This is a genomic window from Stenotrophomonas sp. STEN029, from assembly GCF_056760015.1.
In genome coordinates this window covers 1-16,487 of sequence record NZ_JBRREC010000102.1, presented here as the reverse complement: position 1 = coordinate 16,487, position 16,487 = coordinate 1, and the positions used below count along the sequence as shown (strand labels likewise).

Genomic DNA, 16,487 nt, shown 5'->3' with positions numbered 1-16,487 from the left:
CAACAGCAACAGCAACAGCAACAGCAACAGCAGAAGCAACAGCAACAGCAGAAGCAACAGCAGAAGCAACAGCAACAGCAGAAGCCGGAGCCGGAGCCGGAGCAGAAGCAGAAGCAGAAGCAGAAGCCAGGTTCATGCGTTGGTGGGGGGACTCCTCCCAAAACAAAACAGCACCGGGCTTTGCCGGTGCTGTTGTTTGCACATGCGCGATCGCGGCGGCGGCAACCGAGGAGAGACCGGTTGCCGCCTGCGTGATCACGGCTTGATCATCTCCAGCCCGCGCACCTCGATGATGCCAAGGCCCGGTGCGTCGGTGATGCTGATCTCCGATTCGTTGAAGATCACGCCGCCCACCACCGGATTGAACTGGCTCAACGATGGCCCATCCAGATCCACCTTGCTGATCGCGCCGGACTTGGCCACGCCAAGATGCACTGCCGCCGCCACACTGATGCTGGACTCCAGCATGCAGCCGATCATGCATGGCACGCCGTACAACGAGGCAATGTCGGCAATCTTGATCGCGTTGGAGATGCCGCCGGTCTTCATCAGCTTGATGTTGATGATGTCGGCTGCACCCTGCTGGATCAGGTCGAAGACCTGGTGCGGGCTGAACACGCTTTCGTCAGCCATCACCGGCGTGTTGACGCGCTCGGTGACGTACTTCATGCCAGCGATGTCTGCAGCCTTCACCGGTTGCTCCAGCAGTTCCAGCACGACGCCAGCGTTCTCCAGCACGTGCATCGCATACACCGCCTGCTTGGCGGTCCAGCCCTGGTTGGCATCCAGACGCAGCAGGGCGCGGCCTTCGACGGCGGCGTGGATGGCCTTGACCCGTTCGATGTCCAGGCCGATGTCCTTGCCCACCTTGATCTTCAGCGATTCGAAGCCGCGCTCCACCGCCGACAACGAGTCGGCCACCATCTTGTCGATGTAGTCGACGCTGATGGTGATGTCGGTGGTGATCACCGGGTCGCCGCCGCCCAGCATCTGGTACAGCGGTGCCTTGTGCAGCTGTGCCCACAGATCGTAGATGGCGATTTCCACCGCCGCCTTGGCGCTGGTATTGCGCTCCAGCGAGGTCTGGATCAGCCCGCAGATGCGGTTGAGGTTGCTGATGTCCTCGCCGATCAAGCGCGGTTTGATGAAGGTGTTGATGGCCTCGATGATCGAGCCGTGGGTGTCGCCGGTGATCACCGCGGTGGCCGGCGCCTCGCCGTAACCGGTGTTGCCGGTGTCGGTGCGCACCATCACCACGATGTCTTCCACCGTTTCCACGGTGCGCAACGCGGTTTTGAACGGGGTTTTCAGCGGCACGCGGAGCATGCCAAGTTCGATGTCGGTGATCTTCATTTGGTGTCTTGCAGGCGGATGCGCTGGATGTTGGTCATGCGGTCGATGTAGCTGGTGGTGTCGCTGGCCATCATCGGCTGCAGCGGGGTCACCGATACGCCGTTGAGGCTGGCATGCACGCGCTTGCCGCTGGCGTCGAACCAGCTGCCACCGGACGTGTCGTGGATCACCCAGGTCATGCCATTGGCTTCACCGAGCATCATCATCACGTGGCCGGGGATGTAGATCAGGTCGCCGACCTGCAGCTTGGCGATCGCATCATTGCGCTTGGCCTTGCTGTCCTTGTCGGTGAAGGGCACGCGGTTCAAGGCCGGGCTGATTGCCTGCGCGCTGGTATTGCGCGGCAGCAGCACGCCGAAGCTGCGGTAGATTTCCGATACGAAGCCACTGCAGTCGCGGGTGTCGTAGGAGTGGCCCCAGCCATAGCGTTCGCCGAGGAACTTGAAGGCCTGGGTGATCAGGTTGGCCTGGGTCAGCGGCAGGTAGTCGCTGGCCGATTCCTGCGTGCGTGGCAGCAGTGCAGGTACCAGCGCCAGGCTGCCGTCGTCATTGCGCACCGGCAGCTGGATCACATGGCCGCCATGCGCCTGTTGGCCGTTGACCGGATCCATCACCGGCCAGTCGGCGATTACCGGCACGCGCACGCCCATTTCCAGCTGCAGGTCGGAGACGCGCGGCTCTTCCGGGGTGTGTGCGGTGAAGGCCTTGCCAGCAGTGATCACCCGGTACGGACCGGTGGCGCCGTAACCGAAGACCTGTTCGGCGCTGCCGACGCCGACGAAGCGCTTCTCCATCCACGCCGCATAGCGCTCGCTGGCGACGAATACCCACTTGCCGTCTGCACTTTCATGCAGCACCGCCACCGCGTCGCCGGGGAACAGTGCCGACTCCTGGAAGCGGTCGATATCGGTATCGCCCTGGCTGCTGAATACGCGCATCTCGGTGGGAAAGGCGCGCAGCGCGGCGCGGTGCACGACCAGGCCGTACTGGATCGGGCGGGTGGCCGGGATCGCGTCCAGGCCCAGGTTGGCGGTCACCGCCTGCAACTGGGCCGGCGTGACCTGCTTGCCGTGCACGTCGTACAGAGCGCGGGTCGGGGCCTTGGAGATGCCGGCGATCTGCTCGCGGACCAATACTTGTGGCAGTAGCGCGGGCAGCTTGTGCAGGTCGATGATGGAGGCGTCGAGCTGGCGCATGCGCGCGTTCTGCGCCTCGATGGCGGCGCGGTCCAGGATCACGGTGTCGGCGTTTGGCAGCCTGCTGATCCAGGGCTGCGGCGTCAGCAGGGCTTCTTCCAGCCCGATGATGCCTGCGTAGCCCGGCGCGACTGTTGCAACCGGTGGCGGCGACAGCGCAAAAGCCGGCCCGGCGCACAGCGCCGTGGCAAGGATCAAAGCCCGCGCAAGCGGGGCAAAGCGTCGGCGCTGGGACAGCGGCGGCAAAGCAAGCATTGGGAAGCTCCCCTCGTTGATGCTCAGGAATATTTATTCCTTTCGCCGTCGAAAGCAAGAATAAATTATTGACCGGCTATCGGGTGCGTGTTACACAGCGTTAACCACCCTGCACGTGGAAGTGTTGCCGTGGCTTCAAACGCCGATTCTGCCCGCTTTGCCTGCGTCCCGTTCGCCCGCACGGTCCTCGCCTCTGCCTTGTGCATGAGCGTGGCCTGGATCGCCTATGCCGGTGAGGCGCCATTGACGGCGCTGCCCGGGTTGACGGCGCGTGTGGACCGTGGCGATTTTGCTGGCGCGCAGGCCGAGATCGACAAGGCACTGGCAGCACCCGGCATCGATGCCGACAGCCGCGCCGCCTACCTGTTCCAGCAGGAACGCATGCGCCGCATCCGCCTGGATTTCACCCTGGACGAAGCGCAAGCCAAAGCCGCCGTGCGCAGGTCGGTACCGGATCTGCGTGATGAAGAATTCAAGGCTTGGGATGACGCCGGCCTGATCGAGCACCTCGACATCGACGGCCAGCGTCGCTGGTTCAAGCGCGCACCGAACAATCTGTTCCTGTTCAGTGCCGAGGCCTCCAACCGGCGGCCGGCCGACAAGCGTGTTTCCCGGCCTGGCCCGTACGAGCGACTGGGCTTGCACCATATCGAGGTGATCAAGGCTTCGGAGCAGAGCGGCCAGACCAGCATCAGCCCGCGGCGGGTGCGCATCACCCAGTCCATCAAGGTCGACGCCGATGCGGTGCCGGCGGGGAAGACGGTGCGCGCCTGGCTGCCCTATCCGCGTTCGATACCCGGCCAGCAGGACAACATCCAATGGCTGTCCAGCGTGCCGCAGGGCGCGCAGATCGCACCCGAAGACACGCTGCAGCGCACCGCCTATCTCGAGCGCAAGGCCGTGGCCGGCACTCCCACCGAGTTTTCGGTGAGTTACGAGCTCACCATCTCCGCGCGTCGTTTCATCATCGACCCGGACAAGGTGCTGCCTACGCCGCGAGATCCTGAGCTGCAACCCTATCTGGCCGAGCGCGCACCGCATGTGGTGTTCACCCCGGCCATGCGGGAGTTCTCGCGCAAGGCGGTAGGCAATGAAACCAACCCGTACCGCGTCGCCAAGAAGTTGTTCGATGCGGTGGATGCGATTCCGTGGGGCGGCGCCCGCGAGTATTCGACGATCAGCAATATTTCCGACTACGCGCTGCATGCCGGGCATGCCGATTGCGGCCAGCAGACCTTGCTGCTGATCTCGCTGCTGCGCATGAACGGCATCCCGGCGCGCTGGCAGTCGGGCATGGTGTATTCGGACAACGAGGTCGGCTACAACAACCTGCACGATTGGGGCGCGCTCTATCTTGCGCCCTACGGCTGGGTGCCGATGGATGTAAGCACGGGCGCACTGGACAGCGACCAGCCCGAACAACGCAATTTCTATTTCGGCGGGCTGGATGCCTACCGCATCGCGTTCAACGATGACTACTCACGCGCGTTCGTGCCTGCCAAGCAGCACTTCCGCTCGGAGACCGTTGATCTGCAACGAGGTGAGGTTGAGTGGGAAGGGGGGAACCTTTACTTCAACCAGTGGCAATACGACTTCCAGTCGCAGGTTCTGGCGCCGGAGTCCAAGTAATAGAACGTCGTAACCGTTGTCTTACTTATCGATTTACGTCTGCAGGAGAGAGCAGGGGATGAACAGGAAAATGTTGAAAAGAGCGGCGCTGACCGTCGCATTGGGTGCCTGTCTTGGCGTGATGGCGCCGAGCGTGATGGCACAGAGTGCGAACGGTGCGATTGCCGGCCGCGCAAACTCCGGTGACCAGATCACCGTGGTGAACAAGGCGACGGGTTTGACCCGTACCGTAACCGTCGGCGCTGATGGCTCGTATCGCCTGAGCCAGCTGCCGGTGGGCGACTACAGCCTGCAGGTCAAGCGGGACGGGGAAGTCGACAAGGAGCCGGTGGCAGTCAACGTGTCGCTGGGCGGCACCACAAATGTCAATCTGGGTGGTGGTGGAGCAGGCAACGCGGTCACCCTGGACTCGGTGCAGGTCACCGGTTCCAAGATCGTCAACCGGGTCGACGTCTACTCGACCGAATCCTCGTTCAACATCAAACGCGAAGAACTGGCGCGCATGCCGGTGGACCAGAGCGTGGCGGCGGTCGCCTTGCTGGCACCAGGCGTGGTGGACTCCGGCTCGAGCTTCGGTGGCTTGAGCTTTGGTGGTTCCTCCGTGGCTGAAAACGTGGCCTACATCAACGGCTTGAACGTTACCGATCCCTATCGTCGCCAAGGTTTCTCGACGGTCCCCTTCAACTTCTATGAAGAGTTCCAGATCAAGACCGGCGGCTATTCGGCCGAGTTCGGCCGTAGCACCGGTGGCGTCATCAACGCCATCACCCGCTCGGGCGGCAACGAGTTCAAGGGCGGTGTGCAGGTCACCATGGAGCCCTCGGCATGGGCTTCGGAGAAGAAGGATCATTTCCACAGCGATGGCACCATCGATGAGCGTAACCGCACCAGTCGTGATCGCGCTCCGCTGACGAAGACCAATGTATGGGCGTCCGGTCCGATCATGCAGGACAAGCTGTTCTTCTTCGCGATGTATGAGAACCGCGACAGCAAATCGCAGGATGTCGATAACTCCGAAGCCTGGAAGACCAAGAGCAACAACGACTTCTGGGGCACGAAGCTCGATTGGCGTATCAGCGACAATCACCAGCTTGAGCTGCTTGCGTTCTCCGACAAGGCAGATTCGGTGACCACCAGCTATGAGGACTACGATTGGAACACCAACATTTTCGGTGAATCCAGTGGCCAGAGCAGCGGTTCCTCCGGCGGTGACAACTGGTCGCTGACCTACACAGGGCATCTGACCGACAATTTCGTCGCCAAGGCGATGTACGGCGTCAACAAGCGCAGCGCTGTGAGCGATAGTCCGGCGGATGGCGACTGCAGCATCATCACGGTGGCGTCAAGCTACACCAAGATTTATGGCGAGCAGGAAGGCGTGGGTTGCCACCCGACCAATAGCGCCATCAGCAACCGTGAAGACAAGCGTGAAGCGGCGCGCGTGGATTTTGAGTGGACACTGGGTGATCACCTGGTTCGGTTTGGTCTGGACCAGGAAGTGATGGATTCGGCCAGCTCGACGCTTTACCCAGGCGATGGTTCTACCTATCAGGTGCTTTCGGTAGACCCGGGGAGCTCCGTCAACGGCGTGGTGCTGCCTGCAGGTGTTACCGATATCATTGATGCTCGCTACAAGGTCACCGGTGCGCCGGTCAGCACCAAGGCGCAGGCGTTCTATCTGGAAGACAACTGGAACGTCACCCCGAACCTGCTGCTTAACCTCGGCGTGCGTTTCGACCAGTTCCACAATAAACTGGCCTCTGGCGCCACCTTCGCCAAATCCAAGTTCAATGACATGATCTCGCCGCGCCTCGGCTTCAGCTGGGACGTCAAGGGTGATGGCTCGATGAAGGTGTTCGGCAACGCGGGTCGTTACTACACCCCGCTGACCAACAAGCTCACCGACTACTTCGGTGGTGGTACCACCGACGAACATACCTACTACGCGTTCAACGGTTGGGAAGAGAAGCAGAGCGCAAACGGGGGCACGTACAAGGTTCCGGTGCTCGGCCAGCAGATCGGCCCGGTCAACACCGAAGGCAACGCCCCGGCGCCGACGGACGTTCGCACGGCGGTGGCGCGTGATCTGAAGCAGGTATTCCAGGATGAGTACATCCTCGGTTTCCAGCAGGCGATCAACGAGGAATGGTCGTACGGCGTCAATGCCACCTACCGTCGCATGACGCGCGCCGTGGAAGATGCGCGCATCAACCACGTCGAAGGTTGCGACTGGTACTCGGGCGACTGGCCGATCATCAACCCGGGTGAAACCAATAAGTTGTGGTGCCCGGATACGAACAGCTGGGTGACGCTGGATTCGTCCAAGGATGGCTACAAGGCCTCCGGTAGCGGTGCCATCATGGGTTACAAACGGCCCAAGCGTACCTACAAGGCGCTGGAGTTCCAGATTGACCGTGCCTGGAATGACAAGTGGTCGTTCAATGCCAGCTACCTGCTGTCCAAGAGCGAAGGCAACATCGAAGGCCCGGTGAACTCTGATACCGGCTACAACGACACCAACCTGGTGCAGTACTACGACCACCCGGCGGTCAACGAGCGCTTTGGCGTGACCTTCAATGACGCCCGCCACCAATTCAAGCTGCGCGGCACCTTCAAGCTCAACGAACAGTGGTCGTTCGGCAGCACGTTGTCGGCGCGCTCCGGTGGTCCGATCACGGCGTTTGGTGTGGTCTGGCCGAATGACAATCGCAATGCAGGTGGCCCAGGCGAATACAGTGGTGGTGGCTCGGGTTGGCTGTGCAAGGCCAACTGCTCAACGTGGGCAACCCGCGAGCTTGTGTATTCCGAGCGTGGTGCCTTCGGTCGCATGCCGTGGGTAATCGATCTCGGTGCAAGCGTGATGTGGACCTTGCCGGTGGAAGGTGTCGACCTGACGGCACGCCTGTCGGTCTACAACCTGCTCAACCGGCAGACAGTGGTCAACGTGCATTCCCGCTACGAAAGTACCCCTGGCACGAAGATGCCTTACTTCGGCGAAGGCACCAATTGGCAGGCGCCGCGTTACACGAATCTCGTTGTGACCTGGAACTTCTGATGTAGTGTGTGAGAACGGCCCGCTTCGGCGGGCCGTTCGCTTTTGTGGAGAGGGATGATGCGATTGAAACTGCTGTTGGCCATCGTTGCCGTGCTTGCGGCAAGCCCGGTGCTCGCCGCTGATGCCGACAACGCGCGGTTGGAGGCGTTGGTCGAGCAGGCGGTGCAGCGCTATCAGCTTCCCGGAATAGCGGTGGGCGTGATCGAGGATGGCAAAGTTGTGCGACGTATCACCCGCGGCGAACTGGTCGCAGGCGAGGGCGCTGCAATCAACGACGACAGCCTGTTCAAGATCGCTTCCAACACCAAGGCGATGACCGCAGCAGTTCTGGCGCGGCTGGTGCAGACCGGCAAGTTGCGCTGGGATGATCCGGTCACCAGGCACCTGCCGCAGTTCCGCATGCAGGACCCATGGGTCACCCGCAACATGCAGGTGCGCGATCTGCTGATCCACAACAGCGGCCTCGGCCTGGGCGCAGGCGATCTGATGCTGTGGCCCGAACCAAACAACTTTGATCGCAACGACATCATTGCCGGCTTGGCGCATCTGAAGCCGACCGGGAGCTTCCGTAGCGAGTATGCCTACGACAACCTCATGTATGTGGTGGCCGGTGAAGTCGCCGCTGCTGCGGGCGGAAAGCCATACGCACAGTTGATGCGCGAGGAAATCTTTCAGCCGCTGGGCATGCAGCGCTGCCAGGTAGGCGCATGGTCACCCGCAGCGCTCGGCAATATCGCGCAGCCGCATCATCGTGATGGCAAGCGCAACATTGCCGCCGAACGCGATCCTGCACAGGTCACCGATTTCCCATCGATGGCTGCCGGCGGTATCCGCTGCAGCCTCAACGACATGCTGCGCTGGATGCAGGTGCTGCTGGACCCGGCGCAGGCACCGGCTTGGCTGGATGCGACCCAGCGGCGTGCGCTATGGACCGCACATATGCCGATGCCGGTCAGCCAACGCCTGCGCGACTGGGACAACACGCACTTCTACGCCTATGGCTATGGCTGGCGTCTGTCGGATATGGATGGGCAGTGGAAGGTCGCGCATACCGGCACCTTGTCCGGCATGTATTCCTCGCTTGCCTTGCTGCCGGATCGCAAGACCGGCGTGGTGATCCTGATCAACGGTGAGGGCGAAGATGCACGCACGGCGCTGATGCAGGCCATGCTCAAGCATTACACCGCACCGGCGGCGAACAATGACGTGTTGCATTACGCCAGGTTGATTGACGACGCGGCCGCGCAGCGCCGTTCTGCAGGGCACGTGCGTCCTGCATTGCCGAAGGCACGTGCGGCCACGGCGGCCGAGTTCGGCAGCAAGGCCGGCGTCTGGCAAGACCCGTGGTTCGGCGAGGTGTCTTTGTGCCCGCGTGATGGCAAGCTGCAGTTCGCCTCGGCCAAGTCGCCGCGCATGAGTGGGCAGGTGATGCGTGCCGGTGAACGCTGGTATGTGGCCTGGCAGGGATTGGGCGAAGATGCCGATGCCTGGCTGGAATTCTCCGGCGACGCCCAACATCCGCTGCTGCATCTACGTGCCATCGACCCGGATATCGACTTCAGCTATGACTACCCCGATCTGGAATTCCAACGCCGTGGCGATTGCCACTAAATCGCTGCCGTTGTTGCTGGCACTGTTGCCGTTCACCGTGCTTGCCCAGCAGGTGCAGGTATCGCCGGCAAAGACGCCGGCACAGGCCGGCATCGTCGATGTCGCCACGCTGGCCCCGGACATCGCCCTGGATATCCGCTACGCCGGCACCGACAACTTCACCGGTCGCGTCGTCCCCGGCTATGAAGCACCGCGTTGCTATCTGCTGCAGCCGGCGGCGCAGGCCTTGGCGCGGGTGCAGCGCGGACTGCGCGCGCAGGGGTATCGACTGCAGGTGTTTGACTGCTACCGGCCGGTGCATTCGGTGACCTCGTTCGTCGCCTGGGTGCACGATGGCAAGGATCAGATCGCCAAGCAGCGCTATTACCCCAACATCGACAAGAGCCGCCTGCTCGACGGCTACATCGCCGAAACCTCTGGCCATAGCCGGGCGGCGACGGTGGATCTGGGCGTGCTGGATTGCCGCAGCATGCCGTGCACCGCCCTGGACATGGGCACCGGCTTCGACCGCTTCGATGTGCTGGCGCATACCGCCAATCCCGATATCAGCGCGGTGCAGAAGCAGAACCGGCAGCTGCTGCTGGATGCGATGCAGGCGCAGGGCTTTGCCAACTATCCAATGGAATGGTGGCATTACACCTTCAAGCCCGAGCCAACGCCGACCACGGCCTACGACTTCCCGGTGCGTTGAGCGGGGCAGGGGCGGTTAGACTGCGGTTCCCTGAATGGACCGCACTGCGCCCATGAATCTGGTTCTGCATTACGGCCTGCTCGGCTCGCTGGAAGCTGGCTTGATCGCCCTGGCGATCGGCTTTTTGGTGTTTGCGCTGTGGTGGCAGGTGTGCCGGCGTGCCGGGCTGCGGCACGGCCACGCCATCGCCTATTCCGCGCTGATAGCGGCGGCCATCGCTGCGGGCGTGGATGGCTGGAAGCTGTTTTCGCTGGGCATGGTCAACCTGCAGTCGCCGCTGTACGCCAGATTGGCGCTGGCTTCCATCCATGACCCGGACCAGCTGGGCACGCGCGTGCTGTTCGAGTTGATCGGCGTAGCCGTTGGCGTCGGCCTGGGTTGGTTGTTGTTCAGTTCGCGGCAACCGCTGGCTGACATCACGCATGATGCTTGAGGCGCCGGCATCGCATCGATAAGCACGATGCTTGGAACGCTCTAATCAGTGGCTTACTTTCACTTCATGCACGGCTAACAGGGGCGGTAACGGCTGATCCGGTGCAGGTGGTTAACAGGATGTTCGCTGCGGTTTTCTGGGGTGCAAGCGATTCAGGCGCGACTTGTCAGGGTTGGGGCGTGCGGAATTTCCGCGCTTTAGCCAACACACGAGGAAGACCTGATGACCTTACGTAATCGCACTCCGCTGTTCGCCTTGGTTGCCATCGTAGGTTCCGCGCTTGCACTGCCGGCAATGGCGCAGGATGCACAGGATCAGGCCGCTGCCGCGCAGGCACAGGCTGCGCAGGCTCAGGATTCGGCAGAACAGGCACAGAACGCTGCTGCCAGTGCATCAAACAGCGCCGCCAAGGCCTCGGCTGCGGCTGGAGGTGGCCAGAGCTGGGCCGATGTGGATGCCGATGGTGATGGCACCATCAGCAAGACCGAGTCGCAGGCCAATGCTGGCCTCGCCCAGGTGTTTGATGAGGCGGACAGTGACAAGGACGGCAAGTTGACGCCGGATGAGTACCGGGCTTATGCGGCTGCGCATAAGAATTGATTGGTAACCGGGTAGGGCTCGAAGAGCACCCCTCCCCAACCCTCCCCTGCGCTACGCGCAAGGGAGGGGGTAGAAGCGGCATTGCGCGATGAACCAGCAGTTTGCGCGGTCCGCTCCCTCCCTTGCACGCAGTGCCGGGGAGGGCCGGGGAGGGGGGCTGTTTGCCGTTGCACTTTGCTTGAGCTGCCATCCCAGCAAGCCAAACCCTGCCTTCCAGACGCGATCCCCTATTCACCGCAGGGCAGATTGCTATCCTGTGCGGCATGAACACGCAGACTTCCCCCTCCGCCATCGGCCTGGTCGGCTTCGACGGCGATGACACGCTCTGGAAGAGCGAAGACTATTACCAGAAGGCCGAGCACGAATTTGGCGTCATCCTCAGCAACTACATCGACCTGCACGATGCCGGCACCGCCCAGCATCTGCTCAAGGTGCAGCGGCGCAACCTGGCCGTGTTCGGCTACGGCGCCAAGGGCATGACCCTGTCGATGCTGGAAGCCGCCATCGAGCTCACCGACGAGAAGATCTCCGCGCACGACCTGCGCCAGATCGTCGAGATCGGCCGCCGCACGCTTGAGCATCCGGTGGATGTCATCGATGGCGTCCGCGAAGCCGTGGCGGCCATCGCCGCCGAGTACCCGGTGGTGCTGATCACCAAGGGCGACCTGTTCCATCAGGAGCAGAAGATCGAGCGTTCCGGCCTGCTGGACCTGTTCCCGCGCATCGAGATCATTTCGGAGAAGGACCAGTCCACCTACGCCAAGGTATTGGCCGAGTTCAACATGCCGGCCGAGCTCTTCGTGATGGTCGGCAATTCGCTGCGCTCGGATATCGAACCGGTGCTGGGTCTGGGCGGTTGGGGCATCCATACCCCCTACGCGATGACCTGGGCGCACGAGGCCGAGCACGGTGTCTCCGCGGAAGAACCGCGCCTGCACCACGCCGACACCGCCCACCAGTGGCCGGAAGCGGTGCGTGCCGTCGCCGCGCAGGCTGCAGCGGCGCAAGGCAACTGAGGTGAGCGCGGCAGGCTCCCGGCAATCTCCACGTCGCACAGGCTTGCTGCTGCGGTTTGGATTGCTGGCAGCTGCCGTGCTGCCCTTGCCGTTGTTGGCGCAACAGCCGGCAACGGCAGCGGTGGCCGAGGTCTACGCGCCGGCCACCGGTGACGCCTGGGTGGACAAGCAACTGGTCGATATCAACGCCTATGCCGCGCGCTACCCGGAGGCCTTCGTCGATGAGTTGGCGCGTTATGCCAGTGCGCGCCCGGGCTATGTGCAGGCCTTGCTGCAGGACCATGGCTGGAAGCCCGGTGATGTCTATCTGGCCTGCTTCTGGGGCAAGCTCAACGGCAGCAACTGCCGTACCGCGGTGAAGGCGCGCGCGCAGCAGCCCGAAGCGAGCTGGAAAGAGGTGTTGGCTGGCCTGCAGCCGGCCCCGGACAACCTGCGCTGGCGGGCCCTGCGGCACGCCATCGTCGCCAGTTTCGACCACTGGGACCGGCCGATAACGCTGGATCCGCTGCTGCAGCGGCAGCTCGGCGACCGCGCCCAGCGCGAGGCGGCAGCGCGCAAGAGCACCGGGGAGTAAACCGCGACGGTATTTGCTGCCCTGCAGATAGGCGCAGGGGGCGATTCCGGGCGAAAATGGCGTTCCTTCGATTTCGCGTCAAAGCGCTTTGTCATGACCGCCGACCGTTTCGTTTCGCCCGATCACATCCGCAGCCTGTTCTCGCAGGCGATGTCGCATATGTACCGCACCGAAGTGCCGTTGTACGGCACCCTGGTGGAACTGGTTGGCGCGATCAACGCCGACGTCCTGGCCGCGCAGCCGGAGCTCGCCGCGCAGATGCAGCGCAGTGGCGAACGCGAGCGCCTGGACGTCGAGCGCCATGGCGCAATCCGCGTCGGCACCGCGCAGGAGCTGGCTACGCTTGGCCGCCTGTTCGCGGTGATGGGCATGCAGCCGGTGGGCTATTACGATCTGTCGGTGGCCGGCGTACCGGTGCATTCCACTGCCTTCCGGCCGGTCGACGGCGAGTCCTTGAACCGCAACCCGTTCCGCGTGTTCACCTCGCTGCTGCGGCTGGAGTTGATCGAGGACGCCGCGCTGCGCGAGCAGGCCGCCGAGATCCTGGCCCGCCGCAACATCTTCACCGCTGGCGCGTTGCAGCTGATCGAGCAGTGCGAGCGCGATGGTGGCTTGAGCGAAGACGATGCCTGGCGCTTTGTCGTCGAGTCGCTGGAAACCTTCCGCTGGCACAACGAAGCCACCGTGTCGCTGGAGACCTATCACGCTCTGCACGGTGCGCATCGCCTGGTCGCCGACGTGGTCAGTTTCCGTGGTCCGCATATCAACCACCTCACCCCGCGCACGTTGGACATCGATGCCGCACAGGCGGCGATGCATGAGCGTGGTCTGGCGGCAAAGGCCGTGATCGAAGGCCCGCCGCGCCGCGACTGCGCCATCCTGCTGCGACAGACCAGCTTCAAGGCGCTGGAGGAAATGGTGCACTTCCCGTCGGGAGCCGACAACGAGGCCGGCACCCACACCGCGCGCTTCGGTGAGATCGAACAGCGCGGTCTTGCGCTGACGCCGAAGGGGCGTGACCTGTACGACGCCCTGCTTGCGCAGGCACGTGGCGGCGAAGGCAGTGCCGGTGGCGACTACATGCAGCGCCTGCAGAGCGCGTTCGCCGCGTTCCCGGATGACCATGCAACGCTGCGCCGCGAAGGCCTGGGTTATTACCGCTACAGCCTGACCGATGCGGGCCTTGCCGCTGATGCGGATACCCGTGCCTTGCCGGCGGAAGTGTTGATCGAGCGCGGCCTGGCCAGCGCTGATCCGATCATCTATGAGGATTTCCTGCCGGTGAGTGCGGCGGGTATTTTCCAGTCGAATCTTGGTGGCGGTGAACAGCGTGCGTATGCCGCGCGTGCTAATCGGGATGCTTTCGAGCAGGCGTTGGGGGCAACGGTCAGCGATGAGTTCGCGATCTACGAGCGCCTGCAGGCCGAGTCGCTGGCGGCGCTGAAGGGCTGATGCATTGCTCCCTCCCTTTGCCGCAGGCAAGGGGAGGGTTCGGGAGGGGTGCTTCTGCCGTCTGTAGTGCCGAGCCATGCTCGGCAGAGGCTTCACCGATAGAGCCCCAATGCCGAGCATGGCTCGGCACTACAGTTGAAGCGTTACCGGCGGTAGTGCCCAATGCCGAGCATGGCTCGGCACTACAGGGACGCTTCAGGCGCCGTAACGCGTCTTCAACATCGCCCACGCCGAGCGCAATGCCAGCGCTTCACCACCGGCCGGGCGGCCCGGGCGCTCGCCGTCGTTCCAGGCGTAGACGTCCAGATGTGCCCACACCTGGCCTTCGTTGATGAAGCGCTCCAGATACAGCGCTGCGGTCACCGAACCGGCCATGCGCGAGCCGGCGTTGGCCAGGTCGGCAATGCCGCTGTTGAGGTAGCGCAGGTAGGGACGCCACAACGGCATGCGCCAGACCGGGTCGCGGGTGCTGTCGCCGGCCTGCAGCCACTGGTTGGCCAGGGTGTCGTCATTGGCGAACAAGGCCGGCAGATCCGGGCCCAGCGCGATGCGTGCGGCACCGGTAAGGGTGGCGAAATCGAGGATGGTGTCCGGGTTCTGTTCGCTGACGTAGGTCAGCGCGTCGCACAGCACCAGGCGGCCTTCGGCGTCGGTGTTGTCGATCTCCACGGTGATGCCCTTGCGGGTGGTGATCACTTCGCCAGGACGGAAGGCATCCGGGCCGACGGCGTTTTCCACCGCAGCCACCACCAGGGTCAGCTGCACCGGTAGCTGCTGCGCCATCACCAAACCCGCCAGGGCGATGGCGTGGGCGGCACCGCCCATGTCCTTCTTCATGTTGCGCATGCCGTCGGCCGGCTTCAGGTCCAGGCCGCCGGTGTCGAAGCACACGCCCTTGCCGACCAGTGCCAGATGCGGTGCACCGGCATTGCCCCAGCGCAGCACGATCAAGCGCGGCGCGCGATGCGAGGCGCGGCCCACGGCGTGGATGGTGGGGAAGTTCATTTCCAGCAGTTCGTCGCCGGCAATCACTTCCAGCTCGCCGCCATGGGCTTCGACCAGATCGCGCGCGGCGTCTTCCAGCTGCTGCGGGCCCATGTCTTCGGTCGGCGTGTTGACCCAGTCGCGCACGCGCAGGCAGGCGGTCACCACGTCCAGCACTTCGGCGGCAGGCGTTGCCAGCAGTTGCGCGGCCGGGCGCGCCAGCTTGCGGTAGCGGTCGAAGCGGTAGCTGCCCAGGCCCCAGCCGATCTGCAGGTTGGCGCTGCTGCTGGCGTCCAGCGCGTTGGCAACCTGCCAGGTGGTGCCGGCCGGCAGCGCGAACGGTGCATGCGCGTAGGCGTAGGCATCGGCATGATCGCCTACGCCGAGCACGGCGCCGGCAATGCCGTTGTCGCCGGGCAACAGCAGCACGCTGTTTGGTGCGGCGTTGAATTGTTGTGCTGCGGCCCAGGCCTGCACGGCGGCAGGCTGCTGTGCCGTCCACGCGGCAAAGCCGTCACGGTCCAGTACGTACAGCGGCAGGGCGTTGCTGGAATCGGTGGTGTAAGCGGTAATCGGGGTCATGGTGTTCTCTTGCGTCTGCTGGCGGCCGTGGGCTTAGCGTTGCTGCGAGGATGCGTTCGCATCCAACCAGTCGGCCAGTCCGGTCAGGGTGTCGAACTGCAGGTCAGGCTGCAGCTCGGTGTGGGTCCATGAATGTTCTTCGCGGTTGATCCAGCAACCACGCAGGCCGGCGCGCATCGCACCGGCTACGTCCATTTCGGCATGATCGCCAACGTGCAGTACCTGCGCGTGCTCGACGCCAAGGCGCTCGCAGGCGGCATGGAAGATGCCCGGGTCCGGCTTGGCCGCGCCGAATTCGCGCGAGCCCAGCTGGAAGGCGAACAGCTCGCCGATGCCAATGCGCTGCAGGTCGGCATTGCCGTTGCTCACTGCGGCCACCGGCACGCGCGCGGCGATGCGGCGCAGTGCCGCCAATGCATCGGGGTAGAACTCGACCTGGTTGCGCGCGGCGTAGAACGCTTCGTAGGCCGGGTCGAGCAGGTCCATGCTTGCCCCGCTCTTTTCCAGCGCTTCGGCCAGCGTCAGTCGGCGCAAGGCGCTCAGGTCGTAGTGCAGATGCGGGTTGTCGCGGAACGAGCGTTCGCGCAGCTCACGCATGGCGGCGACCGGGTACATGCTGGCGGTCGCCGGGCTGTGCTGCAGCATCCAGTCGTGCAGCACCTGGTCGATGCGGGCACCGATGGGAGCGAACGGCCACAGGGTGTCGTCCAGATCGAGGGTGATGGCGAGTACGGGGAAATTCATTCGGCCATTTTACGCCAAGCCCATGAGCCGGGCCTGTAGGAGCCGTGGCTGCCCGATCTTGCTTGTGGGAGCGGCGTGAGCCGCGAAGCCGGCAGATCATCAGTTGGCATGGCCCCGGATTGCTGCAGCGGCGTAGCCCGGGTAAGCGCAGCGCACCCGGGAAGTGGGCGCGCGCTGATGTCTGGCGTTGTCTGCAAACGGTCCCGGGTGCGCTGCGCTTACCCGGGCTACGTTGCTGATTGCGGCAGAATCATCAGCTTCGCGGCTGACGCCGCTCCGACAAAAGCGGCGCTTACTCCAGCAGCTTGGCCC

Annotated in this window: 14 protein-coding genes; 9 read left to right on the top strand and 5 right to left on the bottom strand. The window is 63.6% G+C overall.

The window, feature by feature from the left end:
- The 3 genes from ACVOLI_RS17970 to ACVOLI_RS17960 form a co-directional block, all read right to left on the bottom strand.
- A partial coding sequence (locus ACVOLI_RS17970) for a hypothetical protein (protein WP_481615426.1) occupies positions 1-259 on the bottom strand: 259 nt, incomplete at its 3' end.
- Entirely contained in the window at positions 256-1,353 is a 1,098-nt protein-coding gene (locus ACVOLI_RS17965) for a dipeptide epimerase (protein WP_481615425.1), read from the bottom strand. The genes ACVOLI_RS17970 and ACVOLI_RS17965, both read right to left, overlap by 4 nt.
- Positions 1,350-2,804, bottom strand: a complete 1,455-nt coding sequence (locus ACVOLI_RS17960; protein ID WP_481615424.1) for a C40 family peptidase — start codon at positions 2,802-2,804, stop codon at positions 1,350-1,352. The genes ACVOLI_RS17965 and ACVOLI_RS17960 overlap by 4 nt, the downstream gene beginning before the upstream one ends.
- Before the next feature lie 204 nt (positions 2,805-3,008).
- Between ACVOLI_RS17960 and ACVOLI_RS17955 the strand changes: the two genes are divergently transcribed.
- The 9 genes from ACVOLI_RS17955 to hglS all read left to right on the top strand — a co-directional run bounded on the left by ACVOLI_RS17955 (position 3,009) and on the right by hglS (position 13,865).
- On the top strand, positions 3,009-4,433 hold the full coding sequence (locus ACVOLI_RS17955) for a transglutaminase-like domain-containing protein (RefSeq protein WP_481615427.1): 1,425 nt from the start codon (positions 3,009-3,011) through the stop codon (positions 4,431-4,433).
- A gap of 58 nt (positions 4,434-4,491) precedes the next feature.
- Positions 4,492-7,488: a TonB-dependent receptor gene (locus tag ACVOLI_RS17950; RefSeq protein ID WP_481615423.1), complete on the top strand. Its 2,997-nt coding sequence runs from the start codon at positions 4,492-4,494 to the stop codon at positions 7,486-7,488.
- Positions 7,489-7,545: 57 nt separating this feature from the next.
- Complete coding sequence (locus ACVOLI_RS17945; protein ID WP_481615422.1) at positions 7,546-9,099, top strand: serine hydrolase domain-containing protein; 1,554 nt, start codon at positions 7,546-7,548, stop codon at positions 9,097-9,099.
- Complete coding sequence (locus tag ACVOLI_RS17940) at positions 9,053-9,790, top strand: M15 family metallopeptidase (RefSeq protein ID WP_481615421.1); 738 nt, start codon at positions 9,053-9,055, stop codon at positions 9,788-9,790. Before ACVOLI_RS17945 ends, ACVOLI_RS17940 begins: the two co-directional genes overlap by 47 nt.
- Before the next feature lie 52 nt (positions 9,791-9,842).
- On the top strand, positions 9,843-10,223 hold the full coding sequence (locus tag ACVOLI_RS17935) for a hypothetical protein (protein WP_481615420.1): 381 nt from the start codon (positions 9,843-9,845) through the stop codon (positions 10,221-10,223).
- 222 nt (positions 10,224-10,445) lie between these two features.
- A complete protein-coding gene (locus tag ACVOLI_RS17930) occupies positions 10,446-10,823 on the top strand; it encodes an EF-hand domain-containing protein (RefSeq protein ID WP_481615419.1) in 378 nt (125 codons plus the stop codon).
- Between the two features lie 263 nt (positions 10,824-11,086).
- The gene (locus ACVOLI_RS17925) at positions 11,087-11,839 is read left to right on the top strand and encodes an HAD family hydrolase (protein WP_481615418.1); all 753 of its coding nucleotides are present in this window, start codon (positions 11,087-11,089) and stop codon (positions 11,837-11,839) included.
- 1 nt (position 11,840) lies between these two features.
- Entirely contained in the window at positions 11,841-12,413 is a 573-nt protein-coding gene (locus ACVOLI_RS17920; protein WP_481615417.1) for a hypothetical protein, read from the top strand.
- Positions 12,414-12,506: 93 nt separating this feature from the next.
- Entirely contained in the window at positions 12,507-13,865 is a 1,359-nt protein-coding gene (gene hglS / locus ACVOLI_RS17915) for a 2-oxoadipate dioxygenase/decarboxylase HglS (protein ID WP_481615416.1), read from the top strand.
- 195 nt (positions 13,866-14,060) lie between these two features.
- On the opposite strand, the gene ACVOLI_RS17910 is transcribed toward hglS, so the two are convergent.
- Both ACVOLI_RS17910 and ACVOLI_RS17905 read right to left on the bottom strand, forming a co-directional pair.
- Positions 14,061-15,431: a leucyl aminopeptidase family protein gene (locus ACVOLI_RS17910; RefSeq protein WP_481615415.1), complete on the bottom strand. Its 1,371-nt coding sequence runs from the start codon at positions 15,429-15,431 to the stop codon at positions 14,061-14,063.
- 33 nt (positions 15,432-15,464) lie between these two features.
- Complete coding sequence (locus ACVOLI_RS17905) at positions 15,465-16,175, bottom strand: HAD family hydrolase (protein WP_481615414.1); 711 nt, start codon at positions 16,173-16,175, stop codon at positions 15,465-15,467.
- Between the last annotated feature and the right edge of the window lie 312 nt (positions 16,176-16,487).